At 59.8% G+C, this 17,036-nt stretch carries 17 protein-coding genes and 1 riboswitch; of the genes, 2 read left to right on the forward strand and 15 right to left on the reverse strand.

The features are described 5' to 3' along the window. Positions 1-76: 76 nt before the first annotated feature. The 7 genes from rpsA to trmB all read right to left on the reverse strand — a co-directional run bounded on the left by rpsA (position 77) and on the right by trmB (position 7,074). Positions 77-1,753 (reverse strand): 30S ribosomal protein S1, encoded by a 1,677-nt coding sequence (gene rpsA / locus Q1A07_RS03435; RefSeq protein WP_195820200.1) that lies wholly within the window; start codon positions 1,751-1,753, stop codon positions 77-79. A gap of 187 nt (positions 1,754-1,940) precedes the next feature. Further along, entirely contained in the window at positions 1,941-2,642 is a 702-nt protein-coding gene (locus Q1A07_RS03440; RefSeq protein WP_299777845.1) for a VPLPA-CTERM sorting domain-containing protein, read from the reverse strand. Beyond that, positions 2,639-3,334 (reverse strand): VPLPA-CTERM sorting domain-containing protein, encoded by a 696-nt coding sequence (locus Q1A07_RS03445; RefSeq protein ID WP_299777847.1) that lies wholly within the window; start codon positions 3,332-3,334, stop codon positions 2,639-2,641. The genes Q1A07_RS03440 and Q1A07_RS03445 overlap by 4 nt, the downstream gene beginning before the upstream one ends. A gap of 333 nt (positions 3,335-3,667) precedes the next feature. Beyond that, complete coding sequence (locus Q1A07_RS03450) at positions 3,668-4,213, reverse strand: hypothetical protein (RefSeq protein ID WP_299777849.1); 546 nt, start codon at positions 4,211-4,213, stop codon at positions 3,668-3,670. Positions 4,214-4,326: 113 nt separating this feature from the next. Further along, positions 4,327-4,941, reverse strand: coding sequence for a d(CMP) kinase (locus Q1A07_RS03455; protein WP_299777851.1), 615 nt, complete (start codon positions 4,939-4,941; stop codon positions 4,327-4,329). Beyond that, positions 4,938-6,290: a 3-phosphoshikimate 1-carboxyvinyltransferase gene (gene aroA, locus Q1A07_RS03460; protein ID WP_299777853.1), complete on the reverse strand. Its 1,353-nt coding sequence runs from the start codon at positions 6,288-6,290 to the stop codon at positions 4,938-4,940. The genes Q1A07_RS03455 and aroA overlap by 4 nt, the downstream gene beginning before the upstream one ends. 82 nt (positions 6,291-6,372) lie before the next feature. Then, complete coding sequence (trmB, locus tag Q1A07_RS03465; RefSeq protein ID WP_299777855.1) at positions 6,373-7,074, reverse strand: tRNA (guanosine(46)-N7)-methyltransferase TrmB; 702 nt, start codon at positions 7,072-7,074, stop codon at positions 6,373-6,375. A gap of 118 nt (positions 7,075-7,192) precedes the next feature. Here trmB and Q1A07_RS03470 point away from each other — a divergent pair, with 118 nt between their 5' ends. Further along, on the forward strand, positions 7,193-8,086 hold the full coding sequence (locus Q1A07_RS03470) for a PleD family two-component system response regulator (protein ID WP_299777857.1): 894 nt from the start codon (positions 7,193-7,195) through the stop codon (positions 8,084-8,086). A gap of 94 nt (positions 8,087-8,180) precedes the next feature. On the opposite strand, the gene metK is transcribed toward Q1A07_RS03470, so the two are convergent. The 8 genes from metK to miaB all read right to left on the reverse strand — a co-directional run bounded on the left by metK (position 8,181) and on the right by miaB (position 16,040). Beyond that, a complete protein-coding gene (gene metK / locus Q1A07_RS03475) occupies positions 8,181-9,362 on the reverse strand; it encodes a methionine adenosyltransferase (protein WP_299777859.1) in 1,182 nt (393 codons plus the stop codon). Positions 9,363-9,366: 4 nt separating this feature from the next. Further along, positions 9,367-9,415: riboswitch (SAM-SAH riboswitch) on the reverse strand. Between the two features lie 39 nt (positions 9,416-9,454). Beyond that, on the reverse strand, positions 9,455-10,990 hold the full coding sequence (lnt, locus tag Q1A07_RS03480; RefSeq protein ID WP_299777861.1) for an apolipoprotein N-acyltransferase: 1,536 nt from the start codon (positions 10,988-10,990) through the stop codon (positions 9,455-9,457). After that, positions 10,990-11,886, reverse strand: coding sequence for a hemolysin family protein (locus Q1A07_RS03485; RefSeq protein WP_299777863.1), 897 nt, complete (start codon positions 11,884-11,886; stop codon positions 10,990-10,992). The genes lnt and Q1A07_RS03485 overlap by 1 nt, the downstream gene beginning before the upstream one ends. Positions 11,887-11,923: 37 nt before the next feature. Continuing rightward, positions 11,924-12,421, reverse strand: a complete 498-nt coding sequence (ybeY, locus tag Q1A07_RS03490; protein ID WP_299777865.1) for an rRNA maturation RNase YbeY — start codon at positions 12,419-12,421, stop codon at positions 11,924-11,926. Positions 12,422-12,464: 43 nt separating this feature from the next. Next, a complete protein-coding gene (locus Q1A07_RS03495) occupies positions 12,465-13,481 on the reverse strand; it encodes a PhoH family protein (protein ID WP_299777867.1) in 1,017 nt (338 codons plus the stop codon). A gap of 151 nt (positions 13,482-13,632) precedes the next feature. Further along, positions 13,633-13,941, reverse strand: coding sequence for a hypothetical protein (locus Q1A07_RS03500; RefSeq protein ID WP_299777868.1), 309 nt, complete (start codon positions 13,939-13,941; stop codon positions 13,633-13,635). A 13-nt stretch (positions 13,942-13,954) separates the two neighbouring features. Next, entirely contained in the window at positions 13,955-14,446 is a 492-nt protein-coding gene (locus Q1A07_RS03505) for an OmpA family protein (RefSeq protein ID WP_299779137.1), read from the reverse strand. Positions 14,447-14,714: 268 nt separating this feature from the next. Further along, positions 14,715-16,040 carry a tRNA (N6-isopentenyl adenosine(37)-C2)-methylthiotransferase MiaB gene (gene miaB, locus Q1A07_RS03510; protein ID WP_299777870.1) on the reverse strand — a complete coding sequence of 442 codons (1,326 nt, stop codon included), beginning with the start codon at positions 16,038-16,040 and terminating at the stop codon, positions 14,715-14,717. Between the two features lie 111 nt (positions 16,041-16,151). Between miaB and Q1A07_RS03515 the strand changes: the two genes are divergently transcribed. Beyond that, positions 16,152-17,021: a hypothetical protein gene (locus Q1A07_RS03515; protein WP_299779139.1), complete on the forward strand. Its 870-nt coding sequence runs from the start codon at positions 16,152-16,154 to the stop codon at positions 17,019-17,021. Positions 17,022-17,036 lie beyond the last annotated feature (15 nt).

Here is a 17,036-nt window from a genome sequence, read left to right on the forward strand (position 1 = left end):
GTCGTTCTCCGAATAGAAAAGCCCCACAGAATGACTTCTGCGGGGCTTTTGTGGCAATTTAAGGACCGGTTGCGGGTCAGTCGTCGCCCTTGTTGAGCGCGGCACCCAGGATATCGCCCAGCGATGCACCGGAGTCCGAGGAGCCGTACTGTTCCACGGCCTCTTTCTCTTCCGCGATCTCGCGCGCCTTGATGGACACACCAAGACGGCGGGATTTGTTGTCCACATTCGTGATGCGCACGTCGACCTTGTCCCCGACGGAGAACCGCTCGGGGCGCTGCTCTGCACGGTCACGCGACAGGTCGGAGCGGCGGATGAAGGATTTCATGCCTTCGTATTCCACCTCGACACCACCGTCCTCGATGGCCGTTACGGTCACGGTCACGATGGAGCCGCGCTTCACGCCGCCCACGGCTTCGGCGAACTTGTCGCCACCAACCGCTTTGATCGAGAGCGAGATGCGCTCTTTCTCGACGTCCACTTCGGAGACCACGGCCTGCACCATGTCGCCCTTGCGGTAGTCCTGGATCGCCTCTTCGCCACGCTGGTCCCAGCTGAGGTCGGAGAGGTGCACCATGCCGTCGATGTCGCCGTCGAGGCCCACGAACAGACCGAATTCGGTGATGTTCTTGACCTCGCCTTCGACTTCCGTGCCCTCGGGGTGTGTCTCGGCAAAGACTTCCCACGGGTTGCGCATGGTCTGTTTCAGGCCCAGAGACACACGGCGCTTGGCCCCGTCGATTTCCAGAACCATGACTTCGACTTCCTGGGAGGTCGACACGATCTTGCCCGGATGCACGTTCTTCTTGGTCCAGGACATCTCGGAGACGTGCACCAGACCTTCGACACCGGCTTCGAGCTCAACAAAGGCACCGTAGTCGGTGATGTTGGTCACGCGGCCAGTGTGCGTGGAATCCAGCGGGTACTTCGCGGCCACCAGATCCCATGGATCTTCCTGCAGCTGCTTCATACCAAGGCTGATGCGGTGTGTTTCCTTGTTGATCTTGATGACCTGCACCTTGATGGTCTCGCCAATCGACAGGATTTCGGACGGGTGGTTGACCCGGCGCCATGCCATATCGGTGACGTGCAGCAGGCCGTCAACACCGCCGAGGTCCACAAAGGCCCCGTATTCGGTGATGTTCTTGACCACACCATCGACCGTCTGGCCTTCGGTCAGGTTGCCGATGACTTCGGCGCGCTGTTCAGCACGGGATTCTTCGAGGATCGCACGGCGCGACACAACGATGTTGCCCCGGCGACGGTCCATTTTCAGGATCTGGAACGGTTGTTTCAGACCCATCAGCGGGCCCGCGTCACGCACGGGGCGCACGTCAACCTGCGAGCCGGGCAGGAAGGCCACGGCACCGCCGAGGTCAACGGTGAAGCCGCCTTTGACACGGCCAAAGATGGCGCCTTCGACGCGCTCTTCGTCTGCGTATGCTTTTTCGAGACGATCCCAGGCTTCTTCACGGCGGGCCATTTCACGGGAAATGACGGCTTCGCCACGGGAGCTTTCGACCTGACGCAGGAAGACTTCTACTTCGTCGCCAACTTCAATTTTGGGAGCTTCGCCGGGATCAGCGAATTCTTTGAGCTCGACGCGGCCTTCCATCTTGTAGCCGACGTCGATGATGGCCTGGCCCGCTTCGATCGCGATCACCTTGCCTTTGACAACAGACCCTTCTTCGGGTGTGTCCATTTCGAAGCTTTCTTCTAAGAGTGCTTCAAACTCATCCATCATATTTGCCATGTGGCGTCGTTTTCCTAACTTGGTTTTGTGTCTGGCCGTGCGGTTGTCTCCGCCGGTCTTTGGGGTTTCAATTGGTCAAAGCGAAAAACGAGAAAGGGCCGGAAGAACCGGCCCTGCTCGCCACTGCGGTGTTTTCCCCGCTTTAACGAGGCCGCGTATAGGGGCAAACGGCGTCCATCGCAAGTGATTAAGCGCGGTCTTTGCGGCGTTTCGCCATACCAAGGGCACCAAATGCCGCCAAAACCAACGGTAAGCTCGCAGGCAGTGGCACAGCAGAGGGTGGGGTATCACCGGAAGACATGTCATCGACGACCTCAATGCTGTCAAAGTCGATTGCAAACCTGATCCCGAATCCCATGCCGTCGACCTCCGTGAAGAGGTCTATGCGGCCCGTGTGCATCGCCTGCAAGGTTTGCGTGGTCAGCTGATCCAGCCCACTGCCCGAGAAGATGTTGGTGTCGCCTTCAATGAACATCAATAGCGTTTCGAGCGGCGCTGGCCCGGTCACCGTGTTCGACTGCACAGTGAACAAGTCAATATTTTCAATTGGCGTGTCGATCACGCCCATCGACAGATCGGCCACTGACCAGAGGCCCAGCGATGCTCCGCCTGCACCGAACGCTTCGTAGGTGAAGGACGTAACGGCGCTGCTGTAAGCTGAGATCGATCCGTTTCCGGGCACTTCCTGATAGGTTTCTGGCTGCACCTCCGGGTCGATCTCGATCACCATGTCCAGCGTCGCCGGCTGTTCTGCGAAGGGGCTCGACCCGCCGGGGTAGTTTTCGGCCTCAAACAGACCTGTGAAGCTAATGGTTTTCGCAGCCACGGGAGCTGCGAAGGCCATGAGCAGAGCAGTGATCATCGCACCAGTTTTCAAAGAACGGATCATGCGCGATCCTCTGTCTTGCCTGCCCGCACACGACGGACCAACCCGAAAGCACCCAACCCGGCCAACAGGAGCGGTAGGCCCGCAGGAAGCGGCACGGGTGAGGGGCGCGGTTTGCTCGGGTCGCCGACCACGATGGTTGCGGGGTCAATTGCCCAGCGTCCGCCGATGACGCTTTCGCCGATCATCATATTGACGTCGATCCAGGTGGTTGTCATCGCTTGCAAGCTGCCTTGTGTCAGCCCATCAAGACCGAGGTCAGACCAACTATCGGGACTGCCCTCCAGAAGCAACTGCATCTGGTTGAGAGGTTCCGGGCCGCTGATGTTGGTGGAAAACATCCGCACCGCATCGCCAAGAAAGAAATCAATCATGTCCAGTTGGACATCGAAAGCAGACCATTGACCGAGCGACTCCTCCGCATCGTTAAACGCCTCATAGGAAAAGGAGGTCACCGCGGTAAAGTAGGAGCCAATCTGGCCAATCCCGCCACCGTTGACCACATCGGGCGCCGCCACGTCATCGATCTCTATGGAGACCTGGAGCAATGCCGGTGTTTCGGAGAATGGCGATCCCGCCCCTCCGACATTATAGAATTCAAGCACGCCGGTTAGATCGATCGTTTTAGCGGCCACGGGCACGGAAAACGCCATCATGGCTACGGAAAAAAGTGCTGACTTAAGGATATGTTGCATTTTGGAACTCACGCTGATCAACGACAAAAAGCGCGGCGCAGACCCATCTTTGACACCACACCCAGAGTATCCGCTGCAGGCAAAATTGCCGTGCTCGACCAAGAAATTGCAGTAGAAAAACAGGAAAAAACTGCAGCCTTGTGTCATGGTATGCCGACTTCAGGTCCCGCCAGGGGGTTTCAGACCTGAGAAGGACTAGAATGTGGTGACTGCGAGAAAATGGGCCTGCGCAGCCCATTCACCCTGCCTTGGTTAACAATTTCTTACCAACAAAAGGCCGGACATACGGCATAAGCTACCTTAATGAGGAGGAGCGCATCGGATGACCCGGCCTCAGAGCGCCTGCCCTTTGCGCAGATCATCCAACAGGTCCTGGTAGATGCCATTGCTGTCACCACCGCCAAAAACCTGGGCACCGCCGGAATAGGTTTGCCCGTAGGTGCGTGCCACGTTCACGGTCTGCACCAGAGCCGAGAGGAACTGGTCCTGCTCCAGCGGCGACAGCGGGTGGATGAACACGCCCCAGAGCCTGCCGCGCGCGACGGCATATCGGGCGTCCAGCGCGCTGTCGAAATTGGCCTGCATTAAGCGCATCAACTCTTCGGGGTCCAATCCATCCGCCGAGCGGATCGGCACCATGGCCCGCATCCGGTCAGCACGGGGATCCGTCACCACGATCACCGGGATATCCTGGATTGTGAACTCGATGGCAGAGCCCCGCAGCTGTGCATCTTCATCGATGTTCAGAATGATGTTCGCCAGCCGCTCCAGTGTCATCGGCGGTTCGGACAGGGGTTCCGGGGCAGGCGTCTCGCCTTGCTGTGCGAGGCCGAGGGTGGCGTAGAGTACCAGCGCCAGCGTCAAAAGAAGTCGTGCCATGGAAGTGCCCTTTCGCGATGTCTGCACCCTCAAGGCTAGACCCGGATGGCGTCAAACACCAAGCACCCTTTGGTGATCATCCTGCAATATTCACCCCGGCAGGGCGTGCAGTATCAGGATCTGCGCGCCTCGATGGCAGCGATTGCCGCAGCAATTGCGTCCTCGATGCTCATGTCAGAGGTGTCGATTTCCACGGCATCCTGCGCGGGGATCAGTGGCGCTGCCGCCCGTTCGCGATCCCGCGCATCACGTTCCTTCACATCCGCGAGCACCTGCGCCCGGCTGACGGCAGCGCCTGCAGCGCTCAATTCGGCAAAACGCCTGTCGGCCCGCACCTCGGCGCGCGCGGTGACAAAGAGTTTGGCCTCTGCATTTGGGCAAATCACCGTGCCGATGTCGCGACCATCCAGCACCGCCCCACCCGCCCGTCGCGCAAAGCTGCGCTGGAAATCAAGCAGGGCCGCGCGCACGTCACCGATCACCGCCACCTTGCTGGCAGCCTGCGCCACTTCCGGGCTGCGCAAATCACCGCCCCGCAGATCTTCAGCCGCGAGTGTCCGCGCCGCGACCACCGGGTCCATGCCCAGCAACAGCTTGGCCCCGACGGCCCGGTAGAGCAGCCCGGTGTCCAGATGCGCAAACCCGAAATGCGCGGCCACGGCCTTGGAGATCGTGCCCTTGCCCGCCGCTGCCGGCCCGTCAATCGCGATGGTGAACGGCGCGCTCATGCATTGTCGCGCACCAGATGCGCGCCCAGGCCTAACATCAGCGGCTCGAAAATCGGGAAGGAGGTGGCAATCGGGCCGCCGTCATCCACGCCCACCGGTTTCTGCGCGGCCATGCCAAGGATCAGAAAAGACATTGCGATCCGGTGATCGAGATGGCTGGCGCAGGTGGCCCCGCCCGGTACATTGCCATGCCCAAGTCCGGTCACGGTCCACCAGTCAGGGCCTTCATCCACGGTGATCCCATTGGCGCGCAGCCCGACGGCCATGGCGTCAATCCGGTCGCTTTCCTTGACGCGCAGCTCTTTCACGCCACGCATCACCGTTTCGCCTTGCGCAAAAGCCGCCACAACAGAGAGGACCGGGTATTCATCGATCATGCTGGCCGCACGCTCGGGCGGCACCTCAATGCCTTTCATATCCGGCGAGAAACGCGCGCGCAGGTCGGCGACGGGTTCACCGCCTTCGGTGCGTTCGTTCTCGTAGGTCAGATCCGCACCCATTTCGCGCAGCGTGGTGTAAAGCCCAGCACGCGTCGGGTTGAGCCCGATCCCCGGCACCAGCACGTCCGACCCCGGCACGATGAGTGCGGCGCAAACGGGGAATGCGGCAGAGGACGGATCACGTGGCACGTCGATCTTTTGCGGTTTGAGCTCCGGCTGGCCGGTCAGGGTGATCACCCGGCCCTCTTCGGTGTCTTCCACTGTGATCTCAGCACCGAAACCTTCCAGCATGCGTTCGGTGTGATCCCGTGTGGCTTCCGCTTCGATCACCACGGTCTTGCCCGGCGCGTTCAACCCCGCCAGCAGCACCGCCGACTTCACCTGCGCGGAGGGCACCGGCACCGTGTAGGTAACCGGTACTGTATCAACGGCCCCCAGAATGGTCATCGGCAACCGCCCCCCTGCCCGGCCGAACGCCTGCGTGCCGAAAAGCGCCAGCGGGTCGGTCACCCGCGCCATCGGCCGTCCGTTCAGGGACGCGTCACCGGTAAAGGTCGCAGCAATCGGCGAGGTGGCCATGGCGCCCATGATCAGCCGCACACCGGTGCCGGAATTGCCGCAATCAATCACCTGCTCAGGTTCGGCAAAGCCGCCCACGCCGACACCATGAACGCTCCAGTTGCCGCCGCCGTGATCGGTGACCTCGGCCCCAAAGGCCCGCATCGCCTTGGCCGTGTCCAGCACGTCCTGCCCTTCGAGCAGGCCGGTGATCTCGGTTTCGCCCACGCAGAGCGCCCCAAGGATCAGCGACCGGTGCGAGATCGACTTGTCGCCCGGCACCCGCGCTTCGCCCTTCAGCGGACCACAGGGGCGGGATGTCATGGGGATGGGGGCGCCGTGGCTGGACATGGGATTTCTCGTATCGGTCAGAGGTTCCGCGAGGCTTAGCCGCTGTCTCTGTCCGGGTCCAGCCCTTTAGCCGCCCGGACTGTTAGCGCTTGCGGAAAGTCAGGTAGTGCGGCGTACGGCCTTCGCGCAGGGCTTTCTGTTCATAGCGCGTCGACAGCCAATCCCCCCAGGGCTGCTGCCAGTCCTGCGGTCTTTCGGCCAGCCAGTCAAAGCCGTGACGCGGCACCTCTTCCAAGGTCTGGCGCACGTAGTCCTCAATGTCCGTTGCAACGCGGAAAATTGATCCGGGCTTCAGCACCCGCGCCAATGGCTCCAAATGCTCCGGCGTGACGAAACGGCGGCGATGGTGCCGGTTCTTGGGCCAGGGATCGGGATAGAGCAAGAAGGCGCGCTCGATGGACTGATCCGGCAGGACGTCGAAAAGGTCGCGCACGTCTCCGGGGTGCACAGCAAGGTTCGACACGCCTGCCCGCCTAATTTTACCCAGGAGCATGGCGACGCCGTTGATGTAGGGTTCCGCGCCGATCAGCCCGACCTGCGGGTTTTGTGCTGCCTGGTGCACCATATGCTCACCCCCGCCAAACCCAATCTCCAGCCAGACCGGCTTGCCGTCAAAAAGCTGCTGCAGATCAATCGGCGTCCGATCCGGATTGTCCTCCCAACTCACCGCACCGGGTGACAAGGCGTCGAGATCCTCGTCCAGATACCCCTTTTGCGACTGCTTTAGGGATTTCCCCTTGAGGCGGCCATAAAAGTTTCTGCGGGGTCTGTTTTCGTGCGTCATGCGCGGCCTCTACCCCGGACCGAGCTCTGCTGCAACGCTCTGACCGGGCACTTGTCGGGTTTCATCAAGAATTAAGACAGGTCGCCTACAAATCCTCTGCCTAAAAGGAGATGTGCCCGTGGCCGAGATTGGAAGAATTCACGCCAAAGTGCGTCCTGAAACTGCAGAGCTTCCCAAGCTTGCCAGTATTCTGGTGGTAGATGACCAACGATTTGACCGCGCCCGGCTCAAACGACTGATCAACGGGCTGGAATTCGAAACCCATGTTGTGGAGGCTGACAGGCTGGAGAGCATGGGCACAATGCTCCAGCGAGATAAATTCGACCTGATCCTCATTGACTACAATCTGCCGGACGGGAACGGCCTGATGGCCCTGGATGCCATACGCGTTGATCCCAAAAACAGGCAAGCTGCAACAATCATGGTTGCAGGCGATGGCCAAAGCGAGGTTGCGATCGAAGCGCTTAAACGCGGATGCAGCGACTACATCACCAAGGATGATCTGTCTCCTGCGTCCTTCAAGAGAGCCACGATCAACGCACTGCAGAAATCTTCGCTCTCCATAGGCATGGAAACGCAAGACGTAAGACGTCAGCAAATAGAAGCGATGCTGGAACGGTTTTCAACCGAATGCGCAAATGAAATCAAACCAGTCCTGAGCCGGCTGATGCGTCAGTTGCGTGACCTGCGCGAAGCCCCCAATCTCAGTGAAGATCAGACAAGCGAGCGGTTTGGCCGGATCGAAAACTCCTGCATGCGATTGTGGGAGTTCCTCGACGATCTTGAGCAATATCAGGGCACTGACCTGTCAGGGGCACCTCTGTCTGGCTCTGCGACGGCAAGCGCGGCGCAACCTCCTGTGATCGTTAATGAGTTTGCAAATCAGGCGGTGCCAGAGAGCGGCGCGTCAGCGACACAGCCGCGACGTATCAAAGCTGCGCAAAAGGCCGGTGTCGCGGGAACCAGCATGACAGGGAGAAAACCCCGTCCAAGCCTGTTTGGGAAGCACTGAGCATCAGAAAAGCGACCCCGGCACAACCGAAGGGACCACAGGCGCTTGCCGCCTGAGGAAACACGCACGCCTGTCGCCGGTAAAGCTGCGCCCTTTAGACAGCCGCTTTCAGAGCTTCGACCAGATCGGTCTTCTCCCAACTGAACCCACCATCCGGATCCGGCGCACGTCCAAAGTGGCCATAGGCCGCGGTGCGCGCATAGATCGGACGGTTCAGATGCAGATGCTCACGAATACCCCGTGGTGTCAGATCGATAGTCTGGCCGATCGCACTTTCAATCGCTGCATCATCCACTTGCCCGGTGCCAAAGGTGTCGCAGTAGATCGAGAGTGGTTTGCTGACCCCAATCGCATAGCTGAGCTGGATTGTGCATTTGTCTGCCATACCCGACGCGACAACGTTCTTCGCAAGATAACGCGCGACATAGGCCGCCGAGCGATCCACCTTGGTCGGGTCCTTCCCGGAAAACGCACCGCCGCCATGCGGCGCTGCGCCGCCATAGGTGTCCACGATGATCTTCCGGCCCGTCAGGCCCGCGTCCCCGTCCGGGCCGCCAATCACGAATGTGCCCGTGGGGTTCACCCACCATTCGGTCGCGTCCGTGATCCAGCCCTGCGGCAACACCTCGCGAATGTAGGGTTCAACAATGGCCCGAATATCCTCGGAGGTCTGGCTCTCCTCCGCGTGCTGCGTGGACAGCACGATTGAGGTGACGCCGACAGGGCGACCATCTTCATACCGCACCGACAGCTGGCTTTTGGCATCCGGCCGAAGGGTCGGTTCGGTACCGTCCTTGCGGACTTCGGCCAGGCGGCGCAAAACCGCGTGGGCGTAGTGAATCGGCGCGGGCATCAATTCCGGCGTCTCATTGGTGGCGAAACCGAACATAATGCCCTGGTCACCCGCTCCCTCATCCTTGTTGCCGCTGGCATCCACGCCCTGAGCGATATGGGCAGACTGCTCATGCAGCAGATTGGTCACTTCGCAGGTAGCGTGGTGAAACTTGTCCTGCTCGTATCCGATATCCTTGATGCACGCGCGCGCGATCTCTTCGATCCGCCCCATGTAGTCTTTCAACGCGTCCTTGTCGGACAGCCCAACCTCGCCGCCGATTACAACGCGGTTGGTGGTGGCGAATGTCTCGGCTGCAACGCGCGCTTCCGGCTCTGCCGCCAGGAATGCGTCCAGAACGGCATCGGAAATCCGGTCACAGACTTTATCGGGGTGTCCCTCGGAAACGGACTCCGAGGTGAAAACATAGTTTTTACGGGACATGCAGTGCTCCAATGAAAAAATCACGCCACGTCAGGAAGCCGTTGTGGCATGGGTCGCGCGTGCTTACGTGCCCTGATAAGCACCGTCAATTGCTATTTCGACGCGGCACGACGGATAGCGGCGCCGACGAGTCCAATGAGCAACAGAAGAACGAGGGGGCCGTCGCCCGTGCGGCTGTAAAGGGTGGGCTCCAGTGGTTCAGGAAGTTGCGCATCCAGAAAGCCCGACACGCCCATCGGCAGGCTGGTCAGCACACGACCACGAGGGTCGATCATGGCCGAAATGCCGGTATTGGCCGCCCGCATCAGCGGCACGCCCTGTTCAATCGCACGCATCCGCGCCTGTGCGAGATGCTGTTGCGGTCCGACATCCCGGCCAAACCATGCATCATTGGTAATCTGCACGATGAAATCGGGGCGGTCGGGAGTTGCGTTCACGTCATGTGCAAAAACAGCCTCATAGCAGATCAATGGCAGACCGCGCCCGAGCGCGCCAAAGTCCAGTGTCCTTGCACCGGGCCCGCGCGCAAATCCTGTGGCCGAGACCTGCGCCATCCCGGTCAGTCCAAACCGTTCGGCGAAACTGGCCAGCGGGATGTATTCACCAAAAGGCACAAGGTGATGCTTGTCATAGATTTGGGCGGCTTGTCCCGCAGTATCCAGAACAACCATGCTGTTGAACAGATCATCGCCCGGCTGCCGCAGCATGCCGAGTGCAACTGGTGTTCCTCGCGCGGCAGCAGAAATCATCTCAAGCGCGCCTCCGGCGTCAGGATACACCCAGGGAATTGCCGTTTCGGGCCAGATTGTGAGATCAGGCTGCGCCGCGCCCGTTTCTGGTGGCGCAGCGGTGAGCGCCAGCTGACGGTCAAAAAAGCCGCGGGCATGCTCAGGATGCCATTTGAGATGCTGTTCCGCATTGGGCTGCACCAACCGGACCCAATGGGGGGTCAGTGGCGTCTCTTGCGCGGAGGGAGGCAGATAGAACAGGGCTGCAGCGCTTCCCAAAAGTGCGGCTTGCCCCAAACGCATGACGTGGCGGCGGCGATAGATGGCGGGAAAGGACAGGGCCCATGCCAGTGACATCAACCAGAGTGTGACTCCATGCGGACCAACCCAGGCCAGACCTTGCCCGGCGGCCCCATTCACCAGGGCCTGCGCCGGGCTGGCCCAGGGAAACCCCGTCAGCGCGTAGGCGCGCAACACTTCCGTAGCCGTCCACGTGAGGATCAGGGGCCATGTGCGATTGGACAAAAGGCGGGCCACCCAAAACGCCGCCGCCCAAAAGAGCGCAAGCCCCGTGCTCATGAAGAGCAGGGCAAAAGGCGCCATCCATGCGTGTTTGTCAGGGTCAATCTGAAACGGTTGCAGAATCCAGATCAGCGCAACGCTGAAATAACCAATCCCAAAGCACCACCCAACGAGAGCCGCGTCGCGCGCATGCTTTTGCCGTCGCAACATCAAAAAGGCCAGTGAGAAGACCAGTAGCATGACCAGCGGCTGATCGTATGGGGCCTGCCCCAGCGGCCCCAAAGCCCCGACAAATGCCGCGATCGCGGCGCGGCCCCAGCGCGGCAACCGCGCGTACCATCCCCATGGTTTACTGGCTCGGGAGCCAGCTCTTGCCATCAGTGGCCACGCGTATCTGCGCGCACCCGCAGGCGCTTGATGCGACGCGGATCGGCATCGATCACCTCGAATTCAGGTCCATCGGGGTGGATGACAACCTCGCCCCGCGCGGGAACCCGGCCCGACAACATGAAGACCAGCCCGCCCAGCGTATCGATCTCTTCCTCGTCGACCTCATCGTGATCAGTCAGCGATTGCCCGATCTCCGCCTCGAAATCCTCAAGCGGTGTTTTGGCCAGGGCCAGGTAGCACCCGGGTTTTTCCTTGGTCCAATAAAGACCCTCGTCGACATCGTGCTCGTCTTCGATTTCGCCGATCACCTGTTCGATCAAATCCTCAATGGTCACCAGCCCGTCGACACCGCCATATTCATCGATCACCAGCGCCATATGGCGCCGCTCCGCCTGCATCTTTGTCAGCAGCACACCGATCGTCATGGAGGGCGGCACAAAGAGCAACGGGCGCAACATGGCGCGCAGGTCGAAATCGTGGCTGTCCCCGTTGAAGCCGTGTGTCAGCGCGAGATCCTTGAGGTGCAAAAGGCCGATGGGCGTATCCAGCGTGCCCTCGAAAGCGGGCAGACGGGTCAACCCGCTGTCTTTGAAAATCGCCACCACCTCGTCCAGCGTGGCCGTTGTCGGGATCGCGGTGATCTCCGCTTTGGGGACGGAAACGTCCTCCACCCGCATGCGCCGCAGGTTCATCATACCGTGGGTTTGCGGGCGCATCTGAAGTGCTGGCGGCATGGGAGCCGCTTCCGCGTTCTCCGCGGGGCTCAGTGCTTCGATCACGCGGCTGAAAAAGCCGCCTTGCCTGGAAGGTTCCGGTTCTGGAGAGGTGTCTGTATCGACATGCGCGCGTTGCGCTGCGTCAGATTGTCCGTCGTTGTCGCCCATTGGGTCCTGTTCTAGAATGGCTCGGCACGTAGACCGATCAGCTCCTATATGGGTCATCCAGACCCAGTTTGCCAAGTATTTCGGTTTCCAACCCCTGCATCAGCGTAGCATCCGGGTCACGGATGTGGTCATAACCGAAAAGATGCAAAATTCCATGAACGAGCAGATGGGTGACGTGATCGTCCAGTGATTTACCGAATTCGCGGGCCTCACGGGCGCAGGTTTCATAGGCAATCGCGACGTCGCCAAGCGCCAGAGAGCCGTCAAAATCGGGTGTGGGCATCAGCGGGGATTTGCCGGCGACCTCGGCGGAAAGATCTTCGGTAGGCCAGCTGAGCACGTTGGTGGGACCCGGCTTGTCACGGAATGCACCATTCAGCTCAGCGATGCGCGCATCATTGCAGGCCAAAAGCGAAACGCTCACGGATTCCGGCGGCACACCCAACTGGTGGAGTGTTTCGGTCATCGCACGCTCGGCCAGTGCCGCCAGCGGAACCTCTTGCCATTGGGAATCGTCGATCAGAATGTCGATCATCGGATCAGCGCTATTCCAGACCAGACTTCGAAAACCCCGGCCATCACGCGGGCGGCGTTTCCGCCTCGTAGGCTTCGATGATGGCGGCGACCAGCGGGTGGCGCACCACGTCCTTGGAGGTAAAATAGTTAAAGCTGATCTTGGGAATGGTTTTCAGCAGCCGTTCCGCATCTGCCAGACCGGACGACACGCCGCGCGGCAGATCGATCTGGGTCCGGTCACCGGTGATCACCATGCGGGAGCCTTCGCCGAGGCGGGTCAGGAACATCTTCATCTGCATCGACGTCGCATTCTGCGCCTCGTCCAGCACGACAAAGGCGTTGCTGAGCGTGCGCCCTCGCATAAAGGCCAGCGGTGCGATCTCGATCTGCTTTTCCTCGATCAGCTTGGCCAACTGCTTGCCCGGCAGAAAATCCCCCAGGGCGTCGTAGAGCGGCTGCATATAAGGATCGACCTTGTCTTTCATATCACCGGGCAGAAAGCCCAGCCGCTCGCCCGCTTCCACGGCTGGACGGGACAGGATGATCTTGTCCACATGGCCGGTGAGGAACATCGACACGCCAACTGCCACCGCCAAATAGGTCTTGCCAGTGCCCGCCGGGCCAATGCCAAAGGCCAGCTCATTGTCAAACAGCGATTGGACATATGCCTTTTGCGCATCCGTGCGCGGCTCCACACGCTTCTTGCGGGTCTGGATTTCGACACGGCTGCCGATGGGCATTTCCATCTGGTCGCCGTCCTGAACGCCGGTTGCCTCCTCAAAAGGCCCCATGCGCAATTCGCGGTCCACATCGCCCGGCTCCACCGCGCGCCCGCTTTCCAAGCGGGCATAGAGCGCATGCAAAACCCGCATCGCATCGGTTTGGGCGTCCGTGTCCCCCACGACGGCCAGTTGATTGCCCCGACGCACGATCTGAACCCCGAGCGCCTTTTCGATCAACGCCAGGTTGGCGTCATAGGCACCACATAGATCGATCAGAAGTCTGTTGTCCGGGAATTCAACCGTGCCACCGGGCGCTGCGGTTGTTGTGTCTGTCGGGCTCTGGTCGCTGACGGCCAATCGCTGTTCCTCAGGATTAAACTATGCCTGACGGTGCCAATTCCGCGCGGCAGGTGCAAGCGCAACTGCATGGAATTCACATGTTTGAAACAAAAAAGGACATGGGCGGGAAAGTGCCGCCCATGCCCGAAATGTCAAAACCGATCCGGTCTTAGAACGGGTCGCCGATGATCTCGGTGCCACCGCGTTTGAAATCACCCACCGTCTGGGTTGGTGCTGCAACGCCGGAACACACGGGTTTGCCGGTGTTGCGATCAAGCCGGGCAGAGAGATACCCTTCGATCCCGTCGTCGATGATCCAGTGATCACAGCCATTGGGATCGACCCAGATACCTGCCTGCAGATCCAGCAAGTCCTTGGAGTCGGGCCCGCGGTCAAAGGCTTTGTCAGAACCCAACTCACCGCATCCGGCCACCGCAAGCGCGGCCAAGACCAGCAGAGAATTATTAAATCGTGTCATGTGCCGGCCCTCGTTACTGAATACAGATAATTTCAACGCGACGATTCTGCGCGCGCCCTTCGGCAGTCGCATTCGATGCTGCAGGTTGGCGTTCGCCCAGACCACGTACATCTGAGACAACGGCCCCCTGCGCGCGCGCAATACTTGCAACCGCATTGGCCCGATTGATCGACAACTGCATGTTGTACGCGTCAGAAGCGTTACTGTCCGTGTGACCTGTTATGATGAACGCGCTTGCATTCGAGGTGCGGAAAAACTCTCCCAGGCTCGCGCGACCGGATTGACTGACCCGGAAACTGTCGGTGGCAAAGAATTGGTCCGAGTTCATCACGGCACAGACATCCGCCGCGCGGCAAACCGGAATGCCTTCGCGGCTCACATGCGGGGTCATGAACCCTTCCGCGCCGTCATCCATTACCCAGTGTTCACAGCCGTCGGGATCAACCCAGATGCTGGGAATGTACTGTCCCCTGTCCAAACCACCCTGAGAGGGGGTCTGTGCCATTGCGACGCCGCCTTGTACTGCGACAACCGCACCCAAGACCAAACCGGCCAGACCACGCCCGGCATCCGAAAAAGTGAAATTCACGGTCTCTTCCTTTACTGATCACACACCCAAACCCCGGCTTAAAAAGTGCGAGGAACGAAAACACACTGACAGTTTGTGTAAATTCTAACAGATACTGTGGCAAGACACCGTCGGCATTGTATCCGCTCAAGCAACACCGCGCCTAAAAATGCCACATTCGGGCCAATTCGTGAAAGGTTAACCCTTAATTCTGCCTTATTGCTGCCAAAGAGTTTCGTTTCGCCTCGGTGATTCTAACGGGCACAACGTCTCCGACGGCGGCATCAGAATTCTCAATATGCACCGCGTGCAGGTATTCAGACTTCCCCACCATCTGGCCGTCTTCGCGACCCGGTTTCTCGACCAGGACCTGCACGTGACGGCCGACCATCGCATTCTGGATCTCTTGCTGCTGACGGGTGATCAGGGCCTGAATGCGCTGCAGTCTCTCATCCGCCACCTCCGCGTCCACCTGTGCGCGTTCCGCCGCAGGTGTGCCAGGGCGCGTAGAATACTTGAAGGAATAGGCGTAACCGTATTTCACCTCTTCGATCAGATCGAGCGTCGCCTGAAAATCTTCCTCCGTTTCTTCCGGGAAGCCAACGATGAAGTCACCCGACATCAGGATATCCGGACGCGCTGCCCGAATACGTTCGATCACGCGCAGATAGCTTTCCGCAGTGTGGCTGCGGTTCATGCGTTTGAGGATTTTGTCTGACCCCGACTGCACAGGCAGATGCAGATAGGGCATCAGCTTCTTGCAAGACCCATGTGCCTCGATCAGATCGTCGGTCATATCATTGGGATGCGAGGTGGTGAACCTTATGCGCTCCAACCCGTCGATGTCGTTAAGCGCCCAAATCAGACCGGCTAGGCTTTGCTCTCGCCCATCCGCGCCCATCCCGTGATAGGCATTCACATTCTGCCCAAGCAGGGTGACTTCGCGCACACCGCGCTCCACCAAATCCTGCGCTTCTTCGAGAATGCGGGCCACCGGGCGGCTGGTTTCCGCACCGCGTGTATAAGGCACCACACAGAAAGCGCAGAACTTGTCGCAGCCTTCCTGCACAGTCAAAAACGCCGACGGCGCACGCGCCGCCTTGGGGCGCCGTTTCAGCCGTTCGAACTTATCCTCTTCGGGGAAATCCGTATCGAGCGCTTTGCGGCCCTCCCGCACCCGTGCCTCCATCTGAGGCAGGCGGTGATAGGACTGCGGGCCCACCACCAGATCGACGGCGGGCTGGCGACGCATGATCTCTTCGCCCTCGGCCTGCGCCACGCACCCGGTGACGCCGATCTTCAGCTCCGGGTTGCTCGCCTTCAAACCTTTCAAGCGCCCAAGCTCGGAATAGACTTTTTCAGCCGCTTTTTCCCGAATATGACAGGTGTTCAGCAGGATCATATCCGCCTCTTCCGCGCTGTCGGTCGGTTGGTATCCCTGTTCGCCCAGCGCCTCGGCCATGCGTTCGCTGTCATAGACATTCATCTGACAGCCATAAGTCTTAACGAAGAGCTTTTTGGGCGCGGTCATGCGTGGAATCCGGATCACTGTGGGTTGGCGCGCTGCTTACCAGCCACAGCACCGGCTTGCAATGAACGCAGAATTAACTGATTCTGTCTCATGCAGCCACCCGGAGCGACGATGCACTACGAGAGCCTCAAGGATTTTCTGACCGCCCCCCCTAGCGCCCTGCGCAAAGGGCCGGTTGCGATGATATTCGTCGAAGATGATGTGGAGGTGGCGACCACGTTGCGCCATCACGACCAGATGGGGTTTACCACCGTCATCGCCCTGATGCCTGCTGCATTTGACCTGCCCGGAGACCTGCAGGAAACAGTGCACAGGATTGACTATGACGCAACGGCTGAACGCGCTGTGGAACATGCAGTCAACAGCATCGGCGCAGCAGCCCCCGGCGCCTGGATGTATTACTGTTTCAATGCCGAATACCTGTTTTTTCCCTTCTGCGAGACCCGGACTGTCGGCGAGATGCTGGCGTTTCACACAGAAGAGCGGCGCGACGCGATGTTGACCTATGTCGTCGACCTTTACTCGGACGATCTGGCAGAACACCCCGATGCCGTTTCACTGGACCGGGCACACCTGGACCGTTCGGGCTACTACGCGCTGGCACGCAAGGATGTCGCCAAAAATTATCACCCGAAAGAAAGACAGTTGGATTTCTTCGGGGGGCTGCGATGGCGGTTCGAAGAACATGTGCCCTACACACGGCGCAAAATCGACCGCATTGCCCTTTTCCGGGCGAAACCGGGGCTGGAATTGCGGGAGGATCACACATTCTCAGACGAGGAATACAACACCTATGCCTGCCCGTGGCATCACAACATTACCGCCGCCGTATGCTCTTTCCGCACCGCCAAGGCGTTGAAAAGCAATCCCGGCAGCACCTACGATATTCATACGTTCAAGTGGCACAACTCGGCGCCTTTTGAGTGGCATTCACGACAGTTGCTTGATCTGGGGTTGATGGAGCCCGGGCAGTGGTTCTGAACAGCGACTGAATCT

Source organism: uncultured Roseobacter sp. (assembly GCF_947492555.1).
In the GTDB taxonomy this organism is placed as follows: domain Bacteria; phylum Pseudomonadota; class Alphaproteobacteria; order Rhodobacterales; family Rhodobacteraceae; genus Roseobacter.